Origin of the sequence: Kitasatospora sp. NPDC052868 (assembly GCF_044547105.1) — a bacterium.
Taxonomy (GTDB): Bacteria; Actinomycetota; Actinomycetes; order Streptomycetales; family Streptomycetaceae; genus Kitasatospora.
Genome location: NZ_JBITZW010000004.1, coordinates 406,233 through 424,537 on the forward strand (window position 1 = coordinate 406,233; position 18,305 = coordinate 424,537).

At 70.2% G+C, this 18,305-nt stretch carries 19 protein-coding genes and 1 tRNA gene; 7 read left to right on the forward strand and 13 right to left on the reverse strand.

Going from position 1 to position 18,305, the window contains the following annotated elements:
- The first annotated feature begins 20 nt into the window (after positions 1-20).
- Together ACIGZJ_RS10490 and ACIGZJ_RS10495 are read left to right on the forward strand one after the other, a co-directional pair.
- Entirely contained in the window at positions 21-740 is a 720-nt protein-coding gene (locus ACIGZJ_RS10490) for a class I SAM-dependent methyltransferase (protein WP_396456839.1), read from the forward strand.
- A 181-nt stretch (positions 741-921) separates the two neighbouring features.
- Positions 922-1,287, forward strand: a complete 366-nt coding sequence (locus tag ACIGZJ_RS10495) for an HIT domain-containing protein (protein WP_396456840.1) — start codon at positions 922-924, stop codon at positions 1,285-1,287.
- Positions 1,288-1,299: 12 nt separating this feature from the next.
- Here ACIGZJ_RS10495 and ACIGZJ_RS10500 read toward each other — a convergent pair whose 3' ends face one another.
- The 11 genes from ACIGZJ_RS10500 to ACIGZJ_RS10550 form a co-directional block, all read right to left on the reverse strand.
- Complete coding sequence (locus ACIGZJ_RS10500; RefSeq protein WP_396456841.1) at positions 1,300-2,394, reverse strand: UDP-N-acetylglucosamine--N-acetylmuramyl-(pentapeptide) pyrophosphoryl-undecaprenol N-acetylglucosamine transferase; 1,095 nt, start codon at positions 2,392-2,394, stop codon at positions 1,300-1,302.
- A gap of 209 nt (positions 2,395-2,603) precedes the next feature.
- Positions 2,604-2,677 (reverse strand) — tRNA-Thr (locus ACIGZJ_RS10505).
- A 140-nt stretch (positions 2,678-2,817) separates the two neighbouring features.
- Positions 2,818-4,491 carry a proline--tRNA ligase gene (locus ACIGZJ_RS10510; protein ID WP_396456842.1) on the reverse strand — a complete coding sequence of 558 codons (1,674 nt, stop codon included), beginning with the start codon at positions 4,489-4,491 and terminating at the stop codon, positions 2,818-2,820.
- Entirely contained in the window at positions 4,488-5,600 is a 1,113-nt protein-coding gene (locus ACIGZJ_RS10515; RefSeq protein ID WP_396456843.1) for a glycosyltransferase family 4 protein, read from the reverse strand. Before ACIGZJ_RS10515 ends, ACIGZJ_RS10510 begins: the two co-directional genes overlap by 4 nt.
- Positions 5,597-6,343 (reverse strand): WbqC family protein, encoded by a 747-nt coding sequence (locus tag ACIGZJ_RS10520; protein WP_396456844.1) that lies wholly within the window; start codon positions 6,341-6,343, stop codon positions 5,597-5,599. The genes ACIGZJ_RS10515 and ACIGZJ_RS10520 overlap by 4 nt, the downstream gene beginning before the upstream one ends.
- The gene (locus tag ACIGZJ_RS10525; protein ID WP_396456845.1) at positions 6,340-7,038 is read right to left on the reverse strand and encodes a PIG-L deacetylase family protein; all 699 of its coding nucleotides are present in this window, start codon (positions 7,036-7,038) and stop codon (positions 6,340-6,342) included. Before ACIGZJ_RS10525 ends, ACIGZJ_RS10520 begins: the two co-directional genes overlap by 4 nt.
- Positions 7,022-7,582 carry a dCTP deaminase domain-containing protein gene (locus ACIGZJ_RS10530; protein WP_396456846.1) on the reverse strand — a complete coding sequence of 187 codons (561 nt, stop codon included), beginning with the start codon at positions 7,580-7,582 and terminating at the stop codon, positions 7,022-7,024. Before ACIGZJ_RS10530 ends, ACIGZJ_RS10525 begins: the two co-directional genes overlap by 17 nt.
- Positions 7,579-8,136: a dCTP deaminase domain-containing protein gene (locus tag ACIGZJ_RS10535; RefSeq protein ID WP_396456847.1), complete on the reverse strand. Its 558-nt coding sequence runs from the start codon at positions 8,134-8,136 to the stop codon at positions 7,579-7,581. The genes ACIGZJ_RS10530 and ACIGZJ_RS10535 overlap by 4 nt, the downstream gene beginning before the upstream one ends.
- Positions 8,133-8,936: a TauD/TfdA family dioxygenase gene (locus ACIGZJ_RS10540; RefSeq protein WP_396456848.1), complete on the reverse strand. Its 804-nt coding sequence runs from the start codon at positions 8,934-8,936 to the stop codon at positions 8,133-8,135. Before ACIGZJ_RS10540 ends, ACIGZJ_RS10535 begins: the two co-directional genes overlap by 4 nt.
- On the reverse strand, positions 8,933-10,135 hold the full coding sequence (locus tag ACIGZJ_RS10545; RefSeq protein ID WP_396456849.1) for a metallophosphoesterase: 1,203 nt from the start codon (positions 10,133-10,135) through the stop codon (positions 8,933-8,935). The genes ACIGZJ_RS10540 and ACIGZJ_RS10545 overlap by 4 nt, the downstream gene beginning before the upstream one ends.
- A gap of 2 nt (positions 10,136-10,137) precedes the next feature.
- The gene (locus ACIGZJ_RS10550; RefSeq protein ID WP_396456850.1) at positions 10,138-10,785 is read right to left on the reverse strand and encodes an rRNA adenine N-6-methyltransferase family protein; all 648 of its coding nucleotides are present in this window, start codon (positions 10,783-10,785) and stop codon (positions 10,138-10,140) included.
- Positions 10,786-11,137: 352 nt separating this feature from the next.
- Here ACIGZJ_RS10550 and ACIGZJ_RS10555 point away from each other — a divergent pair, with 352 nt between their 5' ends.
- Complete coding sequence (locus ACIGZJ_RS10555) at positions 11,138-12,574, forward strand: hypothetical protein (protein ID WP_396456869.1); 1,437 nt, start codon at positions 11,138-11,140, stop codon at positions 12,572-12,574.
- A complete protein-coding gene (locus tag ACIGZJ_RS10560) occupies positions 12,571-13,071 on the forward strand; it encodes a GNAT family N-acetyltransferase (RefSeq protein ID WP_396456851.1) in 501 nt (166 codons plus the stop codon). Before ACIGZJ_RS10555 ends, ACIGZJ_RS10560 begins: the two co-directional genes overlap by 4 nt.
- A 16-nt stretch (positions 13,072-13,087) precedes the next feature.
- Here ACIGZJ_RS10560 and ACIGZJ_RS10565 read toward each other — a convergent pair whose 3' ends face one another.
- Entirely contained in the window at positions 13,088-13,672 is a 585-nt protein-coding gene (locus ACIGZJ_RS10565) for an HD family hydrolase (RefSeq protein WP_396456852.1), read from the reverse strand.
- A gap of 20 nt (positions 13,673-13,692) precedes the next feature.
- A complete protein-coding gene (locus ACIGZJ_RS10570; protein WP_396456853.1) occupies positions 13,693-14,775 on the reverse strand; it encodes a helix-turn-helix domain-containing protein in 1,083 nt (360 codons plus the stop codon).
- A gap of 538 nt (positions 14,776-15,313) precedes the next feature.
- Here ACIGZJ_RS10570 and ACIGZJ_RS10575 point away from each other — a divergent pair.
- The 3 genes from ACIGZJ_RS10575 (at position 15,314) to ACIGZJ_RS10585 (ending at position 17,979) form a co-directional block, all read left to right on the forward strand.
- Positions 15,314-15,745: a hypothetical protein gene (locus ACIGZJ_RS10575; protein ID WP_396456854.1), complete on the forward strand. Its 432-nt coding sequence runs from the start codon at positions 15,314-15,316 to the stop codon at positions 15,743-15,745.
- A gap of 142 nt (positions 15,746-15,887) precedes the next feature.
- On the forward strand, positions 15,888-17,129 hold the full coding sequence (locus ACIGZJ_RS10580) for an MAB_1171c family putative transporter (RefSeq protein WP_396456855.1): 1,242 nt from the start codon (positions 15,888-15,890) through the stop codon (positions 17,127-17,129).
- Positions 17,130-17,355: 226 nt separating this feature from the next.
- Positions 17,356-17,979 (forward strand): HAD-IA family hydrolase, encoded by a 624-nt coding sequence (locus ACIGZJ_RS10585; protein WP_396456856.1) that lies wholly within the window; start codon positions 17,356-17,358, stop codon positions 17,977-17,979.
- The last annotated feature ends 326 nt before the right edge of the window (positions 17,980-18,305 follow it).

An 18,305-nucleotide genomic window follows, 5' to 3' on the forward strand; every position in this document is an offset into this window, starting at 1 on the left:
CGAACAGGGAAGGAACACGCATGGATCCCTCCACGCGCGGTCCGGCCGGCCAGGACGCCGAGGACATCGCGAGCGCGAAGGAGCGAGGCTGGAGCGATCTGGCACCCGTCGACGACGCCTACCAGGCGGGCGAGATCACGGCCACCGAGTGGCACGCCGCCGTCCTGGGCGTCATCGAACCGGCCTACCTCAACGGCGGCAACCCGCGGGCCCAGTCCGGCCACAGCGGCGACGATACCCGCTGGCGCGAAGCCCGCAGCCTGCTCGTCGACCTGCTCCCGCCCCACGGTGGGACGTTCCTCGACATCGGATGCGCCAACGGCCACCTCATGGAGACCCTGACCGACTGGGCAGCCGAAGTCGGGATCACCATCGAGCCCTACGGGGTGGAGATCTCCCCAGCCCTCGCAGACCTCGCCCGAACCCGCTGCCCGAAGTGGGCGCATCGGATCTGGACGGCCAACGCGATGGGCTGGAAGCCACCACGTCGCTTCGACGCCGTCCGTACTGGCCTGGACTACGTGCCAGCGGACCTGCGGGGAGCGTACGTGGCCCACCTGCTGGACCATGTCGTCGCCCCGGGCGGCCGATTGATCATCGGCGTCTACAACGAGGAACGTGACCAGGCCACAACGGAGGACCTGCTGCGGTCCTGCGGCTTCACCCCGGCCGGCGCCACCGTAAGAGCCCACCGGCACCCCAAGATCCAGTACAAGGGATTGTGGGTGGCCAATGCTTGAGCAACAGCAGCAGCATTAGTAGCCCTTGGTTGGACTCTTCTGATTGTCCTGCCGGCAAGGGAAAGTGAGTGATCATCAGGTCTCGGCTGTACTCTGGATCGCTGGTTGGTCTACTTCAATGACTGCGGTGCCGCCGGCACTTCCTGCCCGGGTTCGCCGCAGAACCAAGGACAGGTGCACCGTGACGACTACAGAGGCCCCGGCGACGGTTTCGGACTTCTACTGCAACGAGGCATTGAACGGCCGTACGCCGGTGAAGGTGGTGGAGGAGACCGACACCGTGCTCGCGTTCGAGCACACCAAGCCGTCCTACCCGGTGCACATCGTGGTCGTCCCGAAGAAGCACATCCCGTCGCTGGTGGACCTCGGCGACGGCACCGAGGAAGACCTCGCGGACGTTGTCCGGGTGGTCCGGAAGGTAGCGGCGAAGGTGCGCGAGGAGTACGGCGCAGTGTGCGTCGTGACGAACGAAGGCGCGTACCAGGAGTCGAAGCACATGCACTGGCACGTACTGTTCCGCGGCGACCTTCCGGAGGGCCTGGCCTGAGACTCGGGCGGCTCAGCGGGCGTGCCGGCCGCGCGGGCGGGCGAGAGCGATCGTCCTGGTCGCGATGTCCCGCGCCGTGCGGCGGACGGCCTCGGGGTCGGGGCGACGGCGGTCGCCTCCTAGCGCGGGCAGCAGCTGCTCGCAGGCGCGCAGGAGGGGCGTTCCGTCGGCCATCTCCTCGTCGGCCACGACGACGCAGGTGGCGCGTCCCGCGTACGCCTTCGCGTTGTCGAGCTGGTCGCCGCGACTGACGGAGGCCGGCAGCGGGACGAGCACGGCAGGCTTCGACAGGGCCTCTAGCTCGGCGAGGGTGGTGGCGCCAGCGCGCCCGATGACGAGGTCGGCGAGCGAGAGGGCGTCGACCATGTCGCCGTGCAGGTACTCCAGCTGCCAGTAGCCGGGCGCGGAGGCCAGCGCGGGGTCGAGGTTGCCGCGACCGCAGATGTGCACGACGGAGAAGTGCGCCGTCAGCGCTCCGAGTTGGCGGCGGACGGCCTCGTTGACACGCCGGGAGCCGCTGCTGCCGCAGAAGACGAGCAGGGCCGGCGGTCCGGCCGGGACGCCGAGCCGGGCGCGGAGGTCCTCGGGCCGGCCGTCGGCGAGGTCGTCGCGCAGGGGAAGTCCCGTGACCACCGCCTTGCGCTGGAGCCAACGGGGCAGACCGGGTGTCTCATCAGCGAGGAAGACCGTGGTGGCGAAGCGGGCGAGGATCCGGTTAGCCAGGCCGAGGGTGTGGTCGGACTCGTGGATGGCCAGGGGGATGCCGTTGAGCCACGCGGCGACGCCAACCGGCACCGACACGTAGCTGCCCTTGCTGAAGACGACGTCGGGCCGCTCGCGCCGCATCGCCCGCCAGGCGGCGAACACCCCGCGGGCGACGGTCACCGGCATGGTGACGTTGCTCCAGGACCGGAAGCGTTGCAGCCCTGCGGAGGGGACGGCCGCGAGCCGGATCCCGGCCTTCGCCGCAAGGTCTGCTTCGATGCTGTCGGCGCGACCGAAATAGACCAGCTCGCATTCTGCGCGCCGTAGCTCGGCGGCCACCGCGAGAGCGGGAACGACATGGCCGGCGCTCGCGCCCCCGGTGATTCCAATCTTCAGCTTCACGCGGTAGAGCGTAACAGGATTCGAGGGGAATTCTTCCCTCGTTTGGAAATCCTGGCTTCTGCATTGGTGGCTGAATTTCCGGCCGGGTGCCGAGTGGGATCGGCGGTGGGGCATGGGTCCTGTCTGGCTGGCATGGTGGGGCGGCGTGGCCTCCTGGTAAGGGGCCTCGCGGTGCCGCTCAGCAGGTGTGGATGGTGCGGGGCGTGCAGTGGTCGGGCTGGCTGGATTCGAACCAGCTCCTCGGCAACACTTATGCCGTGCTCTTCCGTTGAGCTCCAGCCCGTGGTGAAAAGAAAGCTACCGCATTGGTGTGGCGCAGGTCAATGCCGAATTTGCGGGGTCGGGAATTGAATTTAGGCATGGCGATTCCGGCATCGGGCATTTCTTTATCCGATGCCGGAATCGCCTCAGCTGAGCGTCAGGTCAGGGGCTGGTCCTCCGCAGGGTGTGGAGGTTGTCGGTCGCGATGGGGCTGTTGCGCCCGGTCCAGCGGTCCACCGTCTCCAGCTCGCCCTCGGCGTGCCGGGGGGAGAGCACGAGGGCGGTGGGAACGCCGAGCGCCTGGGCGTACCGGAACTTCTCCCCGGCGGGCAGGGGGCGGTCGTCGACGAGGAGCCGCAGTCCGAGGCGGTGGAGCTGCTGGACGGTGCGGTCGGCGCGCTCCTGCTGCTCAGTCAGGTCGGAGCGCAGGACGACCAGGTGGACGTCGGCAGGGCCGGTGCCGTGCTTCCAGCGCAGGCCCTCGGCGTCGCGGTGGACGCCGGCCAGGGTCTGGATGCAGCGGGTGAGGCCGATGCCGGAGCAGCCCATGAGGGGGGTGTGCGGGGTGCCGTCGTCGCCGGTGAAGGTCAGGCCCATCTTGGCGGAGTACTGGGTGCCGAGTTCGAAGACGTGGGCGACCTCGACGGCTTCGGTGGCGCGGTAGCGGCCGGCGGGGCAGCGTCCGCAGTCGAGGCCGTCGGCGGCGGTGTGGACGTCGGCGGGGTGGAGGTCGAGCGGAGGCAGGTTGGCGGCTCCGGACCACGATGCGCCGGTGCGCAGGTCGTCGGGGCCGTCGGCGATGGTGAAGCGGTCGAGGCCGCTGACGGAGAGGTCGTGGACGACGTCGATCCCGGCGCAGTCCCAGGGGGTGAGGGTGCCGGCGCTCTTGCCGAGCAGGCCGGGCAGGTCTTCGGGGTCGAGGAGTTCGATGTGCTGGCCGGGGCCGAGGGCGGCGGCGAGCTTGCGGGTGCTGATGGTGAGGTCGGAGCGGATGCACACTGCGGTTGGCCTGGTGGTGCCGTCCGGGCCGGTGACGGCGAAGACGATCACGTTGACGACGGGTTCGCCGGAGGTGGAGGCCGAGGGGAACGTGGCGCTGAGGATGGCTCCGTCGCCGCGGTGGCCGCAGTGGTCGCAGGCGAGGATGCTGCTCTGGCCGAAGTCGGCGAGGACGAGGTGCTCGGTGGTCGGGCCGGCGGAGATGGCCCCGCCGTCGGCGGCGGCCTGGAAGACGCCGTGCAGGCCGATGCCGGTGAGGGCGTCGGTGCACGCCCGGTTGAGCAGGCCGATCGACTCCAGCATGCCCGCCCGGTCGGCGTCGAAGGTGTAGGCATCGGCCATGGTGAACTCGCGTCCGCGCATAAGGCCACCGCGGGGCGAGGTCTCGTCGCGGAACTTCCTGGTGTTGAGGGCCAGGCGCACCGGCAGGTCGCGGTGCGAGCGAAGGTGGGGCCGGACGGTGGCGACGGCCATCTCCTCGGAGGTCGGCGCCAGGCACATGTCTGTCCCGCTCACGCGGGTGGTGACCAGCGCACCCTCGTCGGTGTAGACCTTCCACCGGCCGGACTCCTCCCACAGGGCCCGGCTCTGCAGGGTGGGCAGGGAGACGCTGTTGAAGCCGTGGTGCTCGAAGGCGTCTCGGGTGATCCGGTCGAGCTGGTCGCGCACGCGCAGGCCGAGCGGGAGCAGGGTGTGCACGCCGGCGGCGTCGGTCCGACCGACGAGGCCGAGGTGTTCGAGCAGCTCCCACGTCGGGGCGGTGGGGTCGGTGGCGCGAGGACGGGGCGCGGGGAACAGCCGGGAGGTGTAGATCGGGGCGGAGGTGGAGGGGCTCACGCGGCGGCTCCGATCGCGTCGCGGGTGACGGCGGTGAGCCGCTGGGCGCTGTGGGCGATGTCGTAACAGGAGGCGTTGGCCAGGCCCGCGGTACTCAGGTCGGTGCGCAGGGTGTGGTCGGCGGCGAGCTTGTCGATCGCCTGGGCGAGCTCGGCGGCGTCGCCCGGGCTGTAGGGAAGGCCGGCGGCGCCGAGGGTCTGGGCCATGCCGGCGACGTCGGAGTAGACGACGGGCAGCGCGTGGGCCTGGGCCTCGATGGCGACCAAGCCGAATGCCTCCACGCCGGAGGTGGTGAACAGGAAGGCGTCGAAGTCCGCGAAGCGCTCCCACAGTGCCTGGCGGGGCTGGAACGGCGCGAAGCGGATGCGCTCGCTCAGGCCGAGTTCCCGGGTCAGCTGCTGGAGGGCGTCCCGCTCGGGGCCGCTGCCGATGATGGTCAGTTCGTGCCGGTCGCCGGTGAGCGCCATCGCCTCAATCGCGGTGCGGGTGCACTTGTTGGCGTCCAGGCGGCCGGCGTGCAGCAGCCGCAGCGTGTGGGTGTGGGTGGGCCGCAGGGGCCGGGCGGCGCGGGCGAGGGGAATGCCCCAGGGAACGAGGGCCGTCTTGTCGCGGTAGCGGTGGCCGGTCAGCTCGCCGATCTTCTCGGCGAGGGCGGTGTTCGGGGCGACGACGGTGGTCGCGCCCGCGACGATCTCGGTGAGGACGTCGCGGGCGAGCGGGTCGGAGGCGGCGGCGATGACGTCGGTGCCATGGGCGATGGCGACGACCGGGGTGCCCTGGGCGGCGCGGACGAAGGCGAGGGCGAGACCGAAGCCGAGGTGCTGAGCGTGGATGGCGTCCGGGCGGGCCTGGTCGAGGCGCCGGCGGACCTCGGTGGTCAAGACGTCGACGTAGGCGCCGAACCCGGGGCCGTAGGGAGCCTTAGCGGCGGTGGCGAGCACGGTCTCCTCGAAGCCGTGCTGCCAGGTCGGGTCGGCGGGCGGGAGCGCGAGGAACGTGGTGCGGGCGCGGTCGGCCATCTCCCCGTACAGGTCGGAGCAGAAGATCATGGAGCCGCAGGAGGGTTCCAGCGGCAGGTCGATACCGGTGGTGATCTGCACCCTGGTCATGCGGGCTGTCCTTCCTGCTGGAGGGAGTCGAGGTAGGCGGCGAGGCCGGAGCGCAGCAGGGCGGAGGTCCCGGCCCAGCCGATCGCGCTGGCCGCGTCGAGGACGGACAGGTTCGGCGTGAACCCCTGCTGCGGCCACGCCTGTTCGTAAGCCGGGTGCCGACCGAGGTACTCGTTCCAGGTGACGGCGATGCCGTCGGCGGCGAGGTCGGCGGGGTCCAGATAGCCGCGGGTTCCGGAGCCGGCCCACAGCTCGTCGGCCCCGGCCGCGCGGCAGATCCGGACGATCCGCCCGGTGCGGTCGGCCGTCGGCTCGACCGGGAGCTGGGAGGTGAGGGTGAGTTCGGCGGGTGCGCCGAGGGCGGTGGCGAGGCCGGTGGACAACTCGGTGTTGAGGTCGAGCAGCCACCGGTGCCCGGCGGTGAGCGCCGGGGCGAGCACCTGCAGCACCTCGTCGAGGTGGCTGCTGCGGCCGTAGGCCAGCCGCATCCGGCGGAGCAGGCCCTGCGGGTCGAAGGTGTCGGCGATCCGCACGTCCTTGATCAGCTGGCCGTGACTCTTGACCACCGGGACGGTCAGCCACTGGACGCCGTTGGGGGTCTTGATCCGGTTGCGGTTCTGGAAGCCGCCGTCCTCGTACTGCACGTTGTCGTACAGGGCGACGGTCCGGCACGCGAACAGGGCCTCGCAGAAGCCGAGCCACGGCGCGAACGGCGGCTGCTCGATGTAGAGCCGGTGCTTCACCGGTCCTCCTTGGGAGCGAGCAGGGTGATGAGGGAGGTCTCGAACGCCTCGAAGCGGCGGCCGTCGGCCGCGCGGACCGGGGCGAGGGTCCAGCCGGCGTCGGCGGCGCGGTGGCGGGTGTACTCCTCGCCGAGGTACCAGCGGCCGGCCTGGCTCTGGTGCGCGGCGAGGGCCTTGACCTTGTCGGGGAGCAGGTCGGTGATGTCCACCAGCACGGTGGGGTGGAAGCCGCCCCGGGGTGCGTGGGGTTGGCCGTGCAGGATCGTGGTGCAGGTGCCGACGCGGGTCGCGGCGTTGACGGCGGCCTGGGCGACGGCGAGATGGTCCTGGTGGTCGGGGCCGGCGTGCAGGCTGTGGGTGATCAGGACGGTGCAGCCGAGGCGCACGAGTTCCGCCTCGACGCCGGAGACCAGCTGGCGGTCGGGCACCAGGGCGCCGTCGGTGAAGCCCAGGACCAGCAGGTCGATCCCGCGGCCGGCGTAGGAGGCCGCCGATTCGGCCTCCCGGTCCCGGTCGGTGAGGCTGATGCCTCGGTCGCGGTCGGCGAGGGAGACGCCGTTGACCCCAGTGGTGACGACGACCACGGTGACGGCCGCGCCCTGCTGCCGGTAGCGCCGCAGGGTGCCGTAGCACATCAGCTCGGCGTCGTCGGGGTGGGCGACCACCGCGACGACATGCTCACGCGGCGACGCCACGGGCGTCCTCCTCTCGGAAGTCGCGCCAGATCTGCGAGGGCTCCGGCAGGGTGCTGCCCTGGTACTTGCCGCGGTACAGCTCCCGGCGGCCAGTGGGCACCCAGAAGGTGACCTGACCGATGCGCTGGCCGGGGTAGACCCGGACCGGCTGCACGGCGTGGAACTGCAGGGTGAGGCGGCCGAGCGAGCCGAGGTCGATCAGGTCGGCGGTGCAGTGGACGAACAGGCCGGTGCGGGCGGTGGAGGAGCGGGCCCGGATGATCGGGACGAAGTGCTCGGAGCCGATCGTCTCGGCGGTGGAGGCGAGGTAGATCCGGCCGGGGCGCAGGACCATGCCCTCCTCGGGGATGGTCGAGCGCGTGAACCGGTTGGGCCGGCGGCAGTCGAGGGTCCGGCCTCCCCACCAGCTTCGTCGGTACCAACCGATGTCCGAACTGAGGTGGAAGTCGTAGGAGTTGGGGCTCAGGAGCGAGGCGTCGAACGGGGTGATGGTGATCCGCCCCGCCTCGGCTTCGTCCTTGATCTGGTGGCCGGTGAGGATCACGCGGCGGTCACCTCCGCAGAGGGGCCGACGGCACCGCCGCCGGCCAGGGCGTGGGGAGCGAACGGGGAAGGGTCGCTGAGGGTGCCGTAGTAGCCGGAGTACGGCATGTGGTCGCCGACCGCGTCCCAGAAGGACACCTGGCCGATCACCATGCCGGGGTACACCCTGAGCGGCTGGGTGACGACGATCTCCAGCGTCCAGCAGTGGACCGCGCCGAGCTGGGCGAGATCGGCGCTGATCTGGGTGAACAGGCCGAGGCGGCCGACGGAGGAGCGGCCGATCAGGCTGGTGACGTAGCGGTCGGAGCCGATGCGCTCCACGGTCGAGCCGAGGTAGACCCGGCCGGGCCGCAGCCGGAAGCCGCGGCGCGGGATCGTGATCGTCCGGGTGGGCGGGCTGGTGTGCGGGTCGACGGGGGTGCGGGTGAACACCTTGAGCGTGTCGCCGAGCCGGTAGCCGTGGCTGTTGGGGTTCGACTGCTGGGGAAGGTACGGGTCGATGGTGATGTGGCCGGCCGCAACCGCTTCGCGGATTGCGGGGCCGGTGAGGATCACCGGGTGCCGCCCTGCACGTAGGTCTGGCGCAGCAGTCGCCGCTGGCCGGGCTCGATCGCCTCCTGGCCTTCGCCGAGCGGCATCCGGCCGTGGGCCCAGCGCAGCTGGTCGAAGACCAGGAGTTGCCCGGGGCGGAGCCGGACCGTGGTGCGGTGGCGCAGGGCGGCGTCGGCGAGGGTGCCGAACGCGGTCGCCGCCTCCTGGCGGGCGGCGTCGGTGCCGTCGACGAGCTCGCCGCGCAGCAGGTGGGGGTGCATCTTGCTGGTGAACCGCACCGGCAGGCCCGGCTCCAGCTGCTCGGGCAGGACCGCGAAGCGCTCCAGTCCCTGGCCGACGCCGTGGACGCCTTCGTCGGTCCAGTAGGAGAACACCGGCTGCTGGAGCAGCGCCCTTTCGGCGTCGCCCAGTTCGGTGGTGGCGGCCCACAGGTCGGCCAGGGCCGAGGACCCGCCGCCGGCCGGGTCGTCGCGCTCGCAGTACAGCGCGATGTAGCGCGGGATGAGGTCACGGTCGACCAGATCGACGTGCAGCCGGTTCTCCCCGGTGCCGTGGGTGCGGCCCGGGTCGGCCTCGGTGCGGACCTTGAGGCTGCTCCAGCAGCCGTCGGCCGGGTAGACGGCCAGGACGGGACCGAGCGCGGACAGCAAGGAGAGCGCGAGTTCCTGGTTCAGGCGGTGATCGGCGGGGTCGAAGGCGACCAGGGCGCGCCCGTCGCCCTCGCCGGCGAGGTGCTCGGCGAAGCCGTGCGGTGCGACGGGGCCGTCGAGGAACGCGGATGCGGGCAGCGACTGCAGGGTCATGACCCCTCCTTGACGTAGTCGGTGAGCAAGCCGCGCAGCGTGCGCGGCGGGTCGAGCGGGCTGGCCGGCAGGCCGAGGCGGTCAGCCAGGTACGCGGTGGTGGCGACGGCGCCTCGGCAGTCGGCCGCCCCGGCGGTGACGGGGCTCTCGCCCAGGCCATCGGCCAGGGCGGCGATCTCCCTGGCCGTGTGCGCGCCGTCGAGAACGACCAGCTCGGCGTCGAAGGGCGCGGCGGCCACCAGCGCCTGCCGGTCGACGTGCCCGGGGAGCCCGGTGCGCAAGGTGGCGAGGTTGAGCACGAAGGCGTCGGACCCCGCCACGCACCGGCCCCGCTCGGCCAGCAGCTCGGCGAGCTGGCTCCGGTCGTCCACTGGGGCAGCGAGTCGGCCAATCGTCGTGCTTCCCCAGGCCCGGAACGCGCCGACGGCTTCCCGCACATAGCCCGGGACCGACCCGCGCGGGACCTCCCGGCCGCCGGTGTAGTCGAAGGTGAACGAGGGCCCTGCCGGGCCGAGGTCGATCCGCAGCAGGCCGGCACCACACTCGGGCGGCTTGGCCACGTACCGGGGCCGGAGCGCCCAGTGGCCCATGGGGCTGTGGCAGTGCCCGGCCACCATGACCTCCAGCGGGCCGTCGGCGAGTTGGAGCGCCACGTCCGTCTCGAAGCCGCTGTGGCTCAGGCCGAGCACCACCTCGGCGCCCGCCTCCAGCAGCCGGTCCCGCTCGGCGGCCAGCAGGGCAGCGGTCGGCTCCTCGAACACGAACCCAGCGCGCTCGGCGGACGGCACCGCCCCGAACGCCTGGGCCCCGAGCACGCCCACGATCCCGATGCAGCGGCCGGCCGCTTCCAGGAGCAGGCCCCGCTCCCACCGCCCGGCGAAGGCCGGCGGCGGTGTCAGGTTCGCGCACACCACCGGGGGGAACCGCTCCGGCTCGTGCAGCCGCATCAGGTCGGCCAGGTCGTGGTTGCCGGGCACCACCGCGTCGTAGAGGTCGGCCAGCAACCGCTCCTCCGTGCGCCCCCGGGAGTACTCGTGGAAGGCACTGCCGCCGAAGAAGTCGCCGACGTCCACGACCAGCGCGCCCAGCTCGCGCAGCGCCTGGACTGCGGCGAGCATCCCCGCGCCGTCCGGCACCGCCGAGTGGAAGCAGCCCGTCGCCGCCACCGTCACGGTGTTGATGGCCAATTCCCTGTCCATGCTCAGCACCTCGTGATCGACACGACGCGCAGCGGCACGGCGGCCTCGGGCCAGAACTCGCCGCGCGAGATCCCGTCGACCTCCTCCAGCCGCAGGCCCGCCCCGAACCAGGCCCCGGCGGCGTTGCGGTCGGCCGTGACGGCGGGGAGTACCGCCAGGCCCCGCGCCACGTTGGCGGTGGAGGCGAACACGTGGGCGGTGATCCCGAAGGCCAGCGTCCAGTCGAACGGGAGGATCGACAGGAACACCGTGCCGACGGGCAGCTCGCCGTCGAGGTCGACCTCGCGGACGTCGGCCACCAGCGGCCGGGCCCGGTCGCCGTACGGTTCGAGAGCCGGGCACAGCACCTCGGCCATCCGCGGGTCCTTCTCGACCGCCCAGATCCGGTGCCCGGCCTTCGCCACCGCAGCGGACAGCGTGCCCAGGCCCGCGCCCACCTCCAGCACCGCGTCGCCGACGCGCAGGCCCGCCAGCTCCAGCAGCCGCTCCGCGACTGCCGGGGAACGCAGGAAGTGCTGCCCCAGGTCGGTTCGGGTCTGGAAGTCGCTGTCCCGCAGGTCCGCGACGACCGCGCTCTCCGCCGTCTGCAGCGTGGCCGCCGAGGGCGCCGCCGCAAGCTCCGGGCTGCGCGTCCTGACAGAGGTTGCCATGGTTCTCCTTCCGCAAGATGTGAGCCGGAGCGTCCGCAGAGGGCCTGCTCGCCGGCAGCGGGGCCGCGACTGCGGTTGCTCGGCAGATGGGCAGGCCGGAATCGCTCCGGTGCCAAGTCGGGCTTCTGAAGTGCCAACTACGCTAGGAATCACCGAAGTCGGGAAACACTCACCGGCAGTACGGGTTCGTGCTCCTCCGCGCCGGTGGTGCCGCGCGGATGCACAAGAACACACCCTGGGTCGGCTGACCGGCAGAGGCGGAGGCCGCGATCGTTGAGAACTTCGCGCGGTCGGCGTGAAAAGCCGCGAATTCGCACACACAACAGCTCGGTTGACGTACCGTCGCCGCGTGATGACGCTCGGAGACTCCCAGCTAGGGGCCGAGACGGCACCCTCCGGCGACCGCCCCGGAGCGGTTCTGGTGCAGGCCCTCGGATACGCCAACTGGTCGCCGCGCGAGCTGGTCCGCGAGATCAACGGAAGGCTCGCGGGCCTTGGCGAACGACGACTCGACCTCACCGTCGCCCACGCCTGGAGCCGCGGCTCGGTGCCACGCTCCGAGACGGTCCGCCGCCTGGCCGCCGCAGTGCTGACGGAGAGGACCGGCCGGACCTACACCCAGACCATGCTCTGGGGTACTACCGAGCCGGACGCCCGCAGGGACGAGCGGACCGTCACCGACGACCTGGTCGGGCGTCGCTCGCTGGCCGCCGTACTGGCCACAGCCACCGCCTGGAACGCGACCGACCCCGCATCCCAGGCAACGCTCCGTCCGTCCGGTGACCTGTTCACCGCAGTCTGGGACGCCGACCGGCAGCAGCCCCACAGCCTCAGCCGCGAAAGCGGCACCGACCACGTACTGCCGCCGATGATGACCCTGCTGGAGTCCCACCTCGCCGACCTACGGCGTCTCGACGACGCCGCCGGAGGGGGCGCCATCTCCCAGCGGTACGTTCGCATCGCCCTCGACGGCGTGCTCTCGCTCCTGCAGAACAGCCGCTACACGCCGGACATCGGTACCCGGCTCCTGCGAACCGCCGGGGGCCTCGCCCAGCTCGCCGGGTGGATGGCCTTCGATGCCGATCTCTCGGCCTCGGGCCAGCGCTACCAGCTGGTCGCGATCCGCCTCGCCCGCGCCAGCGCCGACCACGACACCGTCGCCAACGTGCTCGGGATGCTCGCCTACCAGCACGCGGCGGCCGGCAACCCCACGGCCGCGATCCGCTTCGCAGAGGCCGCCGTCGAAACAGCCGCCAGGAGCCTGCCCACCGTCCGGGCCCGCGCCCTGGGACGGCTCGCCACCGCCCACGCCGCAGCCGGCGACATCGACGCCTTCCGATCGGCCACCGACCGCTGCCTCGCGTTCCTCGAGCACCGTCGCGATGACGACCCGCCTGCGCTCTACTACTTCACCGCCGACCAGGTGGCCGCTGAGAGCGGGCAGGGGCTGGTGGATCTGGCCGCAGCCAACCCCGGCGCCAAGGGCCGCCGACTGCTGGAGGAGGCGCACAGCCTCCTGTCACCGATCACCGCGCACGGGCCCACCACCGGCTACACCCGTTCCGCCTTCCTGCACGGTGTCCACCTCGCCAGGGCTCACCTTCTCGCCCACGACACCGAGGCCACCCTCGCCACCTTCGGACGACTCACCGCCCATCTGCCCGAAGTCCAGTCCGTGCGCTGCCGCAACCTGCTGCTCGGGATCCGCCGGCACGCCGGAACCCGGATCAAGTCGGCGAGCGGCAAGGATGCGCTGAACCGAGTGGACAGGGCACTATCGGGCATATGACGCCGACTGGTCTTGCCCGCCCCGTTGCCGCCGCGCTCTCCGCCGTCCCCTACGACCACCCGGAAGCCCGCCGCCTCACCACTGCCCTCCATGCGGAGCAGACCGCGATGTACGGGTTCGCCGACGACCCGGCGGCCACCGAGCCGGAGCTCTTCGCGCCGCCGAATGGCCTCTTCCTCATCGCCCACTCAGACGGCCATGACGAGGCGCTCGCCTGCGGTGGCTGGCACCTCGTCGCTCCGGCCACGATCGAGATCAAACGCATGTACGTTGCCCCGGAGGCTCGCGGGCTCGCCCTCGGCAGCCGGATCCTGCGCGCCCTGGAACGCCAGGCGTACGAGCTCGGCGCACGACGCGCCATCCTGGAGACCGGCAGCCGCAATCTGGCCGCGCTCGCCCTGTACGAACACCTCGGCTACCAGCCGATCCCCTCGTACGCTCCCGGCCGCGACCCGCTCGTGAACCGCGCGATGGCCAAGCAGCTCACTGCAGCGTAGGCACTGGGCGGTCCCGTCAGGTCGGTGCGGACTGCCAGTCGGTGGGGTCGAGCGCGAGCGCCGCGTCGGCGATCCGCTGGGCCGAGGCGGTGGTGAGGGCGGCACGGCAGCGGTCGATCTTCCCCTGCACCGCGGGGACGCCGGCGGCCCGGTACTCGACAGCGCGCAGCAGGCAGTCCAGTTTGTCGGCGTCCCTGGCGCAGCGCGCTTCGGGAGTGGTGCCGTCCTCGAACTCGGCGATCACGTCGGCGAAGAGGGCCTGGACGGCCGGGTGGGCCGCCGCGGTCTGGTCGGCCGTGACCTTGCGGGGGTCTGCGGCGGTGACGTACCGGCGGGTGAGGGGCGTGAGGTCGCCGGTACGGGCTTCGGGTACGTCGTGGAGGGTTGCCAGCAGGGTGGTGCGGGCCGGGTCGGCTCCCTCCAGGCCGGCGAGGGTGGCGGCGGTCACGGCGGTGCGGTGGCTGTGCTCGGCGACGCTCTCGGTGGCGGACAGGGGAATGCCGTCCTGCCGCCAGCCGGTGCGGGGCAGCGCGCGAAGGGAGCCGGCCTCGAAGAGGAGGCGGGCGATGCCCGCTGCCTGTTCACCGTCGAGCTGCACCACAGGGTCCTCCTGATCGCATGTCACCCGTCGTCCCGACCGTAGCGCAGGCGGTCCAGGTCGCGCCGGGACGTCGCCGAGATGAGACTTCCGTCGAGGAGCTCGGCCGTGACCGTGTCGAACGCCTGGGCGGCATCTGGCGCTGCGTGCGGCAGCCACGGGTGCAGGTTCAGCAGGGTGCTGATCGAGTGGACGTACAAGTCGACGGTGCCGGGGGCGAGGTGGAAGGAAGAAACGAGGGCGCGGAAGAGGCGGATCGGATCCCAGGACGCCGGGTCCGGGTGGTGCATGAAGGTGTCGTCAGTCTGGTCGGCGGGCATCGCGCCCAGCCACAGCGCCCAGTAGGACAAATTCGCGAGTTCGCCGTGCTCGTCGTCCAGCAGCGCGGTGGAGATGAAGTGCCGTAACTGGTCCGGATCGCCCTGGCGGGCGGCGACGGTGGCGACGGTACGGGCCTCGATCGAGCGGGCGCTGTAGCCGCGCCGGCCGAGCGCGGGCCGCATACCGCGCAGCGCCTGCTCCGACCAGGCGGCGGCATCTGGCGCGGTGTCGTAGGAGGCGAGGTAGAGGGCCTGACGGTGCAGCAGGCTACTGTGCCCGTCGGTCGTGGCTCGCTCGGTGGTGGTCCGCAGGTTGGCGAAGAAGCGGGCGCGGTCGTCCGCGGGCAGCAGCGGGCCGGGGCGGGCCGGTCCGCGCCTGGGCCGCGAGGCGAGGTTGGCCAGCGTCGGCGGCGGAGTGCCGTGAAGTGCCCAGGCGACCAGGAGGGCGGAGTCGCGGGGCTGGACCCACCCCGCCAGCGGGTGGCGGCCGGCCTCGGCGGGCGGGTCGAGGACGGCGGCCAGGACGCGGTCGGCGTCCAGCGCCGCCTCGCTGTGCGCGAGCAGCAGCGGGTCGGCCCCCAGCAGGGCCATTCGGCGGCGCAGGTCCAGGTAGTCGCCGGCGCGGGTGTGCGTCAGCGGGCGGCGGCCGGACTCCCAGCCCTGCACGGTGCCGACATCGACACCCAGGTCCTCCGCCAGCCCCTCCTGCGTTCGCGGGATGCTCTCGCGTGCCAGACGCAGCAGGTAGCCGGAGACCAGACCGGCCGACGGCGCTTTCGCGGCCACGAAGCCCCTCCTTCGCACTGAAGACCCCTCAGCCTACGGTGGAACGGACACTGTCCGTCGTGACCCGGCTCCAAGGCGTACCGCCCAACGCCGCCAGCCTCCGCTGCGAGCCGTCAGGTCGGCCCGTGGTTCCGCCTGGCTGGGCTGTTCGAGCGGAGGTGGTGGGCCAGCCTCGCTCCGAAGCTCAATATGGCGGCATTACGCAATTTCGATCTTGGTGGGCGGGTAGCGCCACTATCCGCGTTGGGTGACCTTCGCTACATGCCCACCCTGCGCGTACCACACATTGCGCCTTGTACGATCGTTTGTGGATGAGATGTGCGGGAGACTGTCGCACACGGAAAGTAGTGGCTCCCGGCTGCTAACGCCTTGCGTACGAGCATCAGGGTGGGGCTGGCAGTGAACTGGAGCGAGTATGCATTGGCGTAGGGATCCGTCGCAGCGTGCCCTTGTCAAGGAGTGCGAGAGGCTGCTCGCCGATCTTCCTATTCCTGCTCCTTTCAGCGCCGAGGCGCTGGTGCGGAACATGGAGACTGCGTTGGATCGCCAGATTCGGCTGTTGCCACTGGATGACCCTGACGGAGGCTTGGGTACAGCTTGCGGCCTTAGGGTAAAAACGCCAGAGTTCACGGTCATTCTCTACCGCCGTCGTTCAAGTCGAAATAACACCGAGCACGTAATTCTCCATGAGCTTGCGCATGAATGGCTGGATCATGGGACCTCGCTGACGCCTGCCGAGATCGAGCGATACGTCCCAAAGCGAGTCCGCCAAGAGGTCCTGAAGCGTTTTCCATCGGCTCTGGTTCAGGGGCGTGTGGACTTTGGCAGCCCCGAGGAGAAGCAGGCCGAGATTTCGGCCTCGTTGATAAAGCGTCTGGCGCGGCGCCAGGCTTTCACCGGGGACGACATGGTCAGCCTGCTGGAGTCCTCGCTTGTGCATCCGGTGGCTCCGCCACGGCGCCGCCGTTAATCGCAGTTGGACGGCTCTTATAGACATGTAATTTTCCGACGGCTTCCGTCGAGCAAACAGTCTCCCACCGGTAATTAAGGTCGTAGTGGTCGCCTTTCGTGGCGAAAAAAGCGCGCGGCCTGCGCAGATAGTCATTGGTTAGATGTTCCACTACTTTCAATACCTGACTGCGGCAGTGATGACTGTCATCGTAGTGTGGAGATTTCCCGCCGTCCGGTACGGCGACTCCCACCGCAGGGCGCTCTGGGGCGGGTATGCCGGATTCGCCGTAGCCCTGTGGCTCTATACGCCAGCAGTAATGAATACGATGGATCATGTTCCCGTGGTGGATTTGAGTGCCCTGCTCAGACACTTCGCTAGCACGGCAGCGATCATCGCGGCCCTGACCTACGTCGCTACCAGCTACGGGAAGAGCTCTGCGGCGGTCGTGCCCCGCCACGTGGCCGTCTCCCGCTGGATCGCCCGCGCGTCCTACAAGGCCGGCGCGATAGGCGTCATTCTGCTCACGGTTCTCTTTTTCACCGTGGTGGACCGTCGCAGGCCGAGTGAGAATTTCCTCATCGACCACGCCGGACAGTGGGGAGTCGCGGTCTACATGACCGTTTTCTATTTCTTCCCGCTTGTCACGACTGCTATCTGCGGATATCAGTGGACGCGGGCAGCGCGCCAGGCCGAGTGCGCGAGTATGCGTATCGGGCTGAGCTTGATGGGCATCTCGATGTGGATGGGGCTGGCTCACACGTTGGCCCGTATCGCCATCCTTTGGTCTGCGGTGGCCTTCCCTATGAGCCCCTCCATGGTGCAGCTGCTCGTAGACGCCACGTCGATATGGATGGACCTGCTCTTCCTGATCGTTGCTGTAGGCGCGAGTATCCCCACAACCCGTGCGGCGGCGGCCCAGTGGAACAATTGGCGGACCCTCTACAGGATTTATCCCATCTGGTTCGACCTGGTGGAGGCTTTTCCGGGGACGAGTCTGTACCCACCCGGGCGGTGCCTTTCGGAACTCGCGCAAATCCGCGTCCCCAATGATGTTCGGCTCGATAGATGGACTCAGGATATTGCTGACGCCTGCGAAAAGCTGCGCTATTACGCACCGCGAGATCTGATGTTCGCGGCGGAGGATTTCACCGCTTCGCACCCCGACCCCGAGCCGGCAGCAGAGGCATACTGGATCAAGGCCGCGCTCCTCGCTGCTGAGACCGCCCCGCCCAGCCAGAGGGCCACTGCCCCTCTGAGAGAGAAGCCGTTCGTCGACACCGACAGTGAGGCGGCGTGGCTAGCCCGAGTCAGTACGGCCTATTCGGAAATCACGGCAGAGCAGGCGCGAGATCTTCTTCTGCACTCCGCAGTGATGGAAGGCGAACCGGTGGATAGCCTGTAATCGGCCTCGTGCGATCTTGAATGGTCATTGGCGAGTGAGATTCAGCACCATCCGGTTTATGGACTGGGCTGGTACCGTGGGTGATGTGGACTCATAGGTCTTGCCTGTCCCGTAAGCGCACCCGGGGCTGTGACGCACAGCCACTGTTGCCGCTCTCTGTGCGGCTGGGTGCGTAACGCCGTCCGATCTGGATGCGCGTACGAAATCTCAGCAATGGAGTTTCCGCATGTCCAACCGCACCGGCCTCATCCTCGACTTCGGAGGCGTGCTCACCACCCCGCTCCTGCCCGCAGTGCTGGCGTTCGAGCAGCGCGAGGGGCTCCCGCAGGGTGCCTGCCTCACGGCTCTGTACAAGGACGAGACGGGCGTCCGGATCACCAGCGACCTGGAGCGCGGCGCGGTGAGCCAGACCGAGTGGAACGAGTTCGCCGGCAAGATGCTGGGCGTGTCCCCTGACAACTTGATGGGCAGGATCTTCGGTGACCTTCGCCCTGAGCCCCTGCTGATCAACGCGGCTGCCGCAGCGCGGCGAGCCGGCATCAAGGTGGGCATCCTGTCCAACAGCGTGGGCCTCGCTCCGTGGGACCTGTACGACGGCTACGACCTTGAGCGCCTGTACGACGTCGTGGTGATCTCCGAGAACCACCTGATGCGCAAGCCCGACCCGGCGCTGTTCGAGGCCACGCTCAAGCTCATGGATCTGCCGGCCGAGCAGTGCATCTTCGTCGACGACACCGAGGCGTACGTTCAGGCGGCAGAGCAGCTTGGGCTCGCGGGGGTCCACAACCAGGACCCGAAGCAGACGGTGGCCACTCTCTCCGAGCTGCTCGGCGTGGACCTCGCCGCGTAACAGACCGGAGCCGATATCTCGGTGCAGCAAGGGCTCGACCTTGGTGCACCGAGGCCATGAACACCGAAAGGGGCTGAGTCCCCGCCCTTTACCGGGGCGGGACTCAGCCCCTTTCGGTGTTACCAGCATGGCCTGGCGGTGAAAGTTCGTTCCGGCCTGCTCGAAGCCCGGTTGCCCGTCGGCAGCAGTCATACACCGGCACCTGTGGAGCGGAACCCGCTCCGGGACTAAGTGCGTGCTGATCTTGTTCCTGACGACCTGTGGGAGCGGGTGGCGGTGGCGCCGCTGGTGCCACCCGCTCCCGAGCGGCGCCGGGCGCGGTGCGT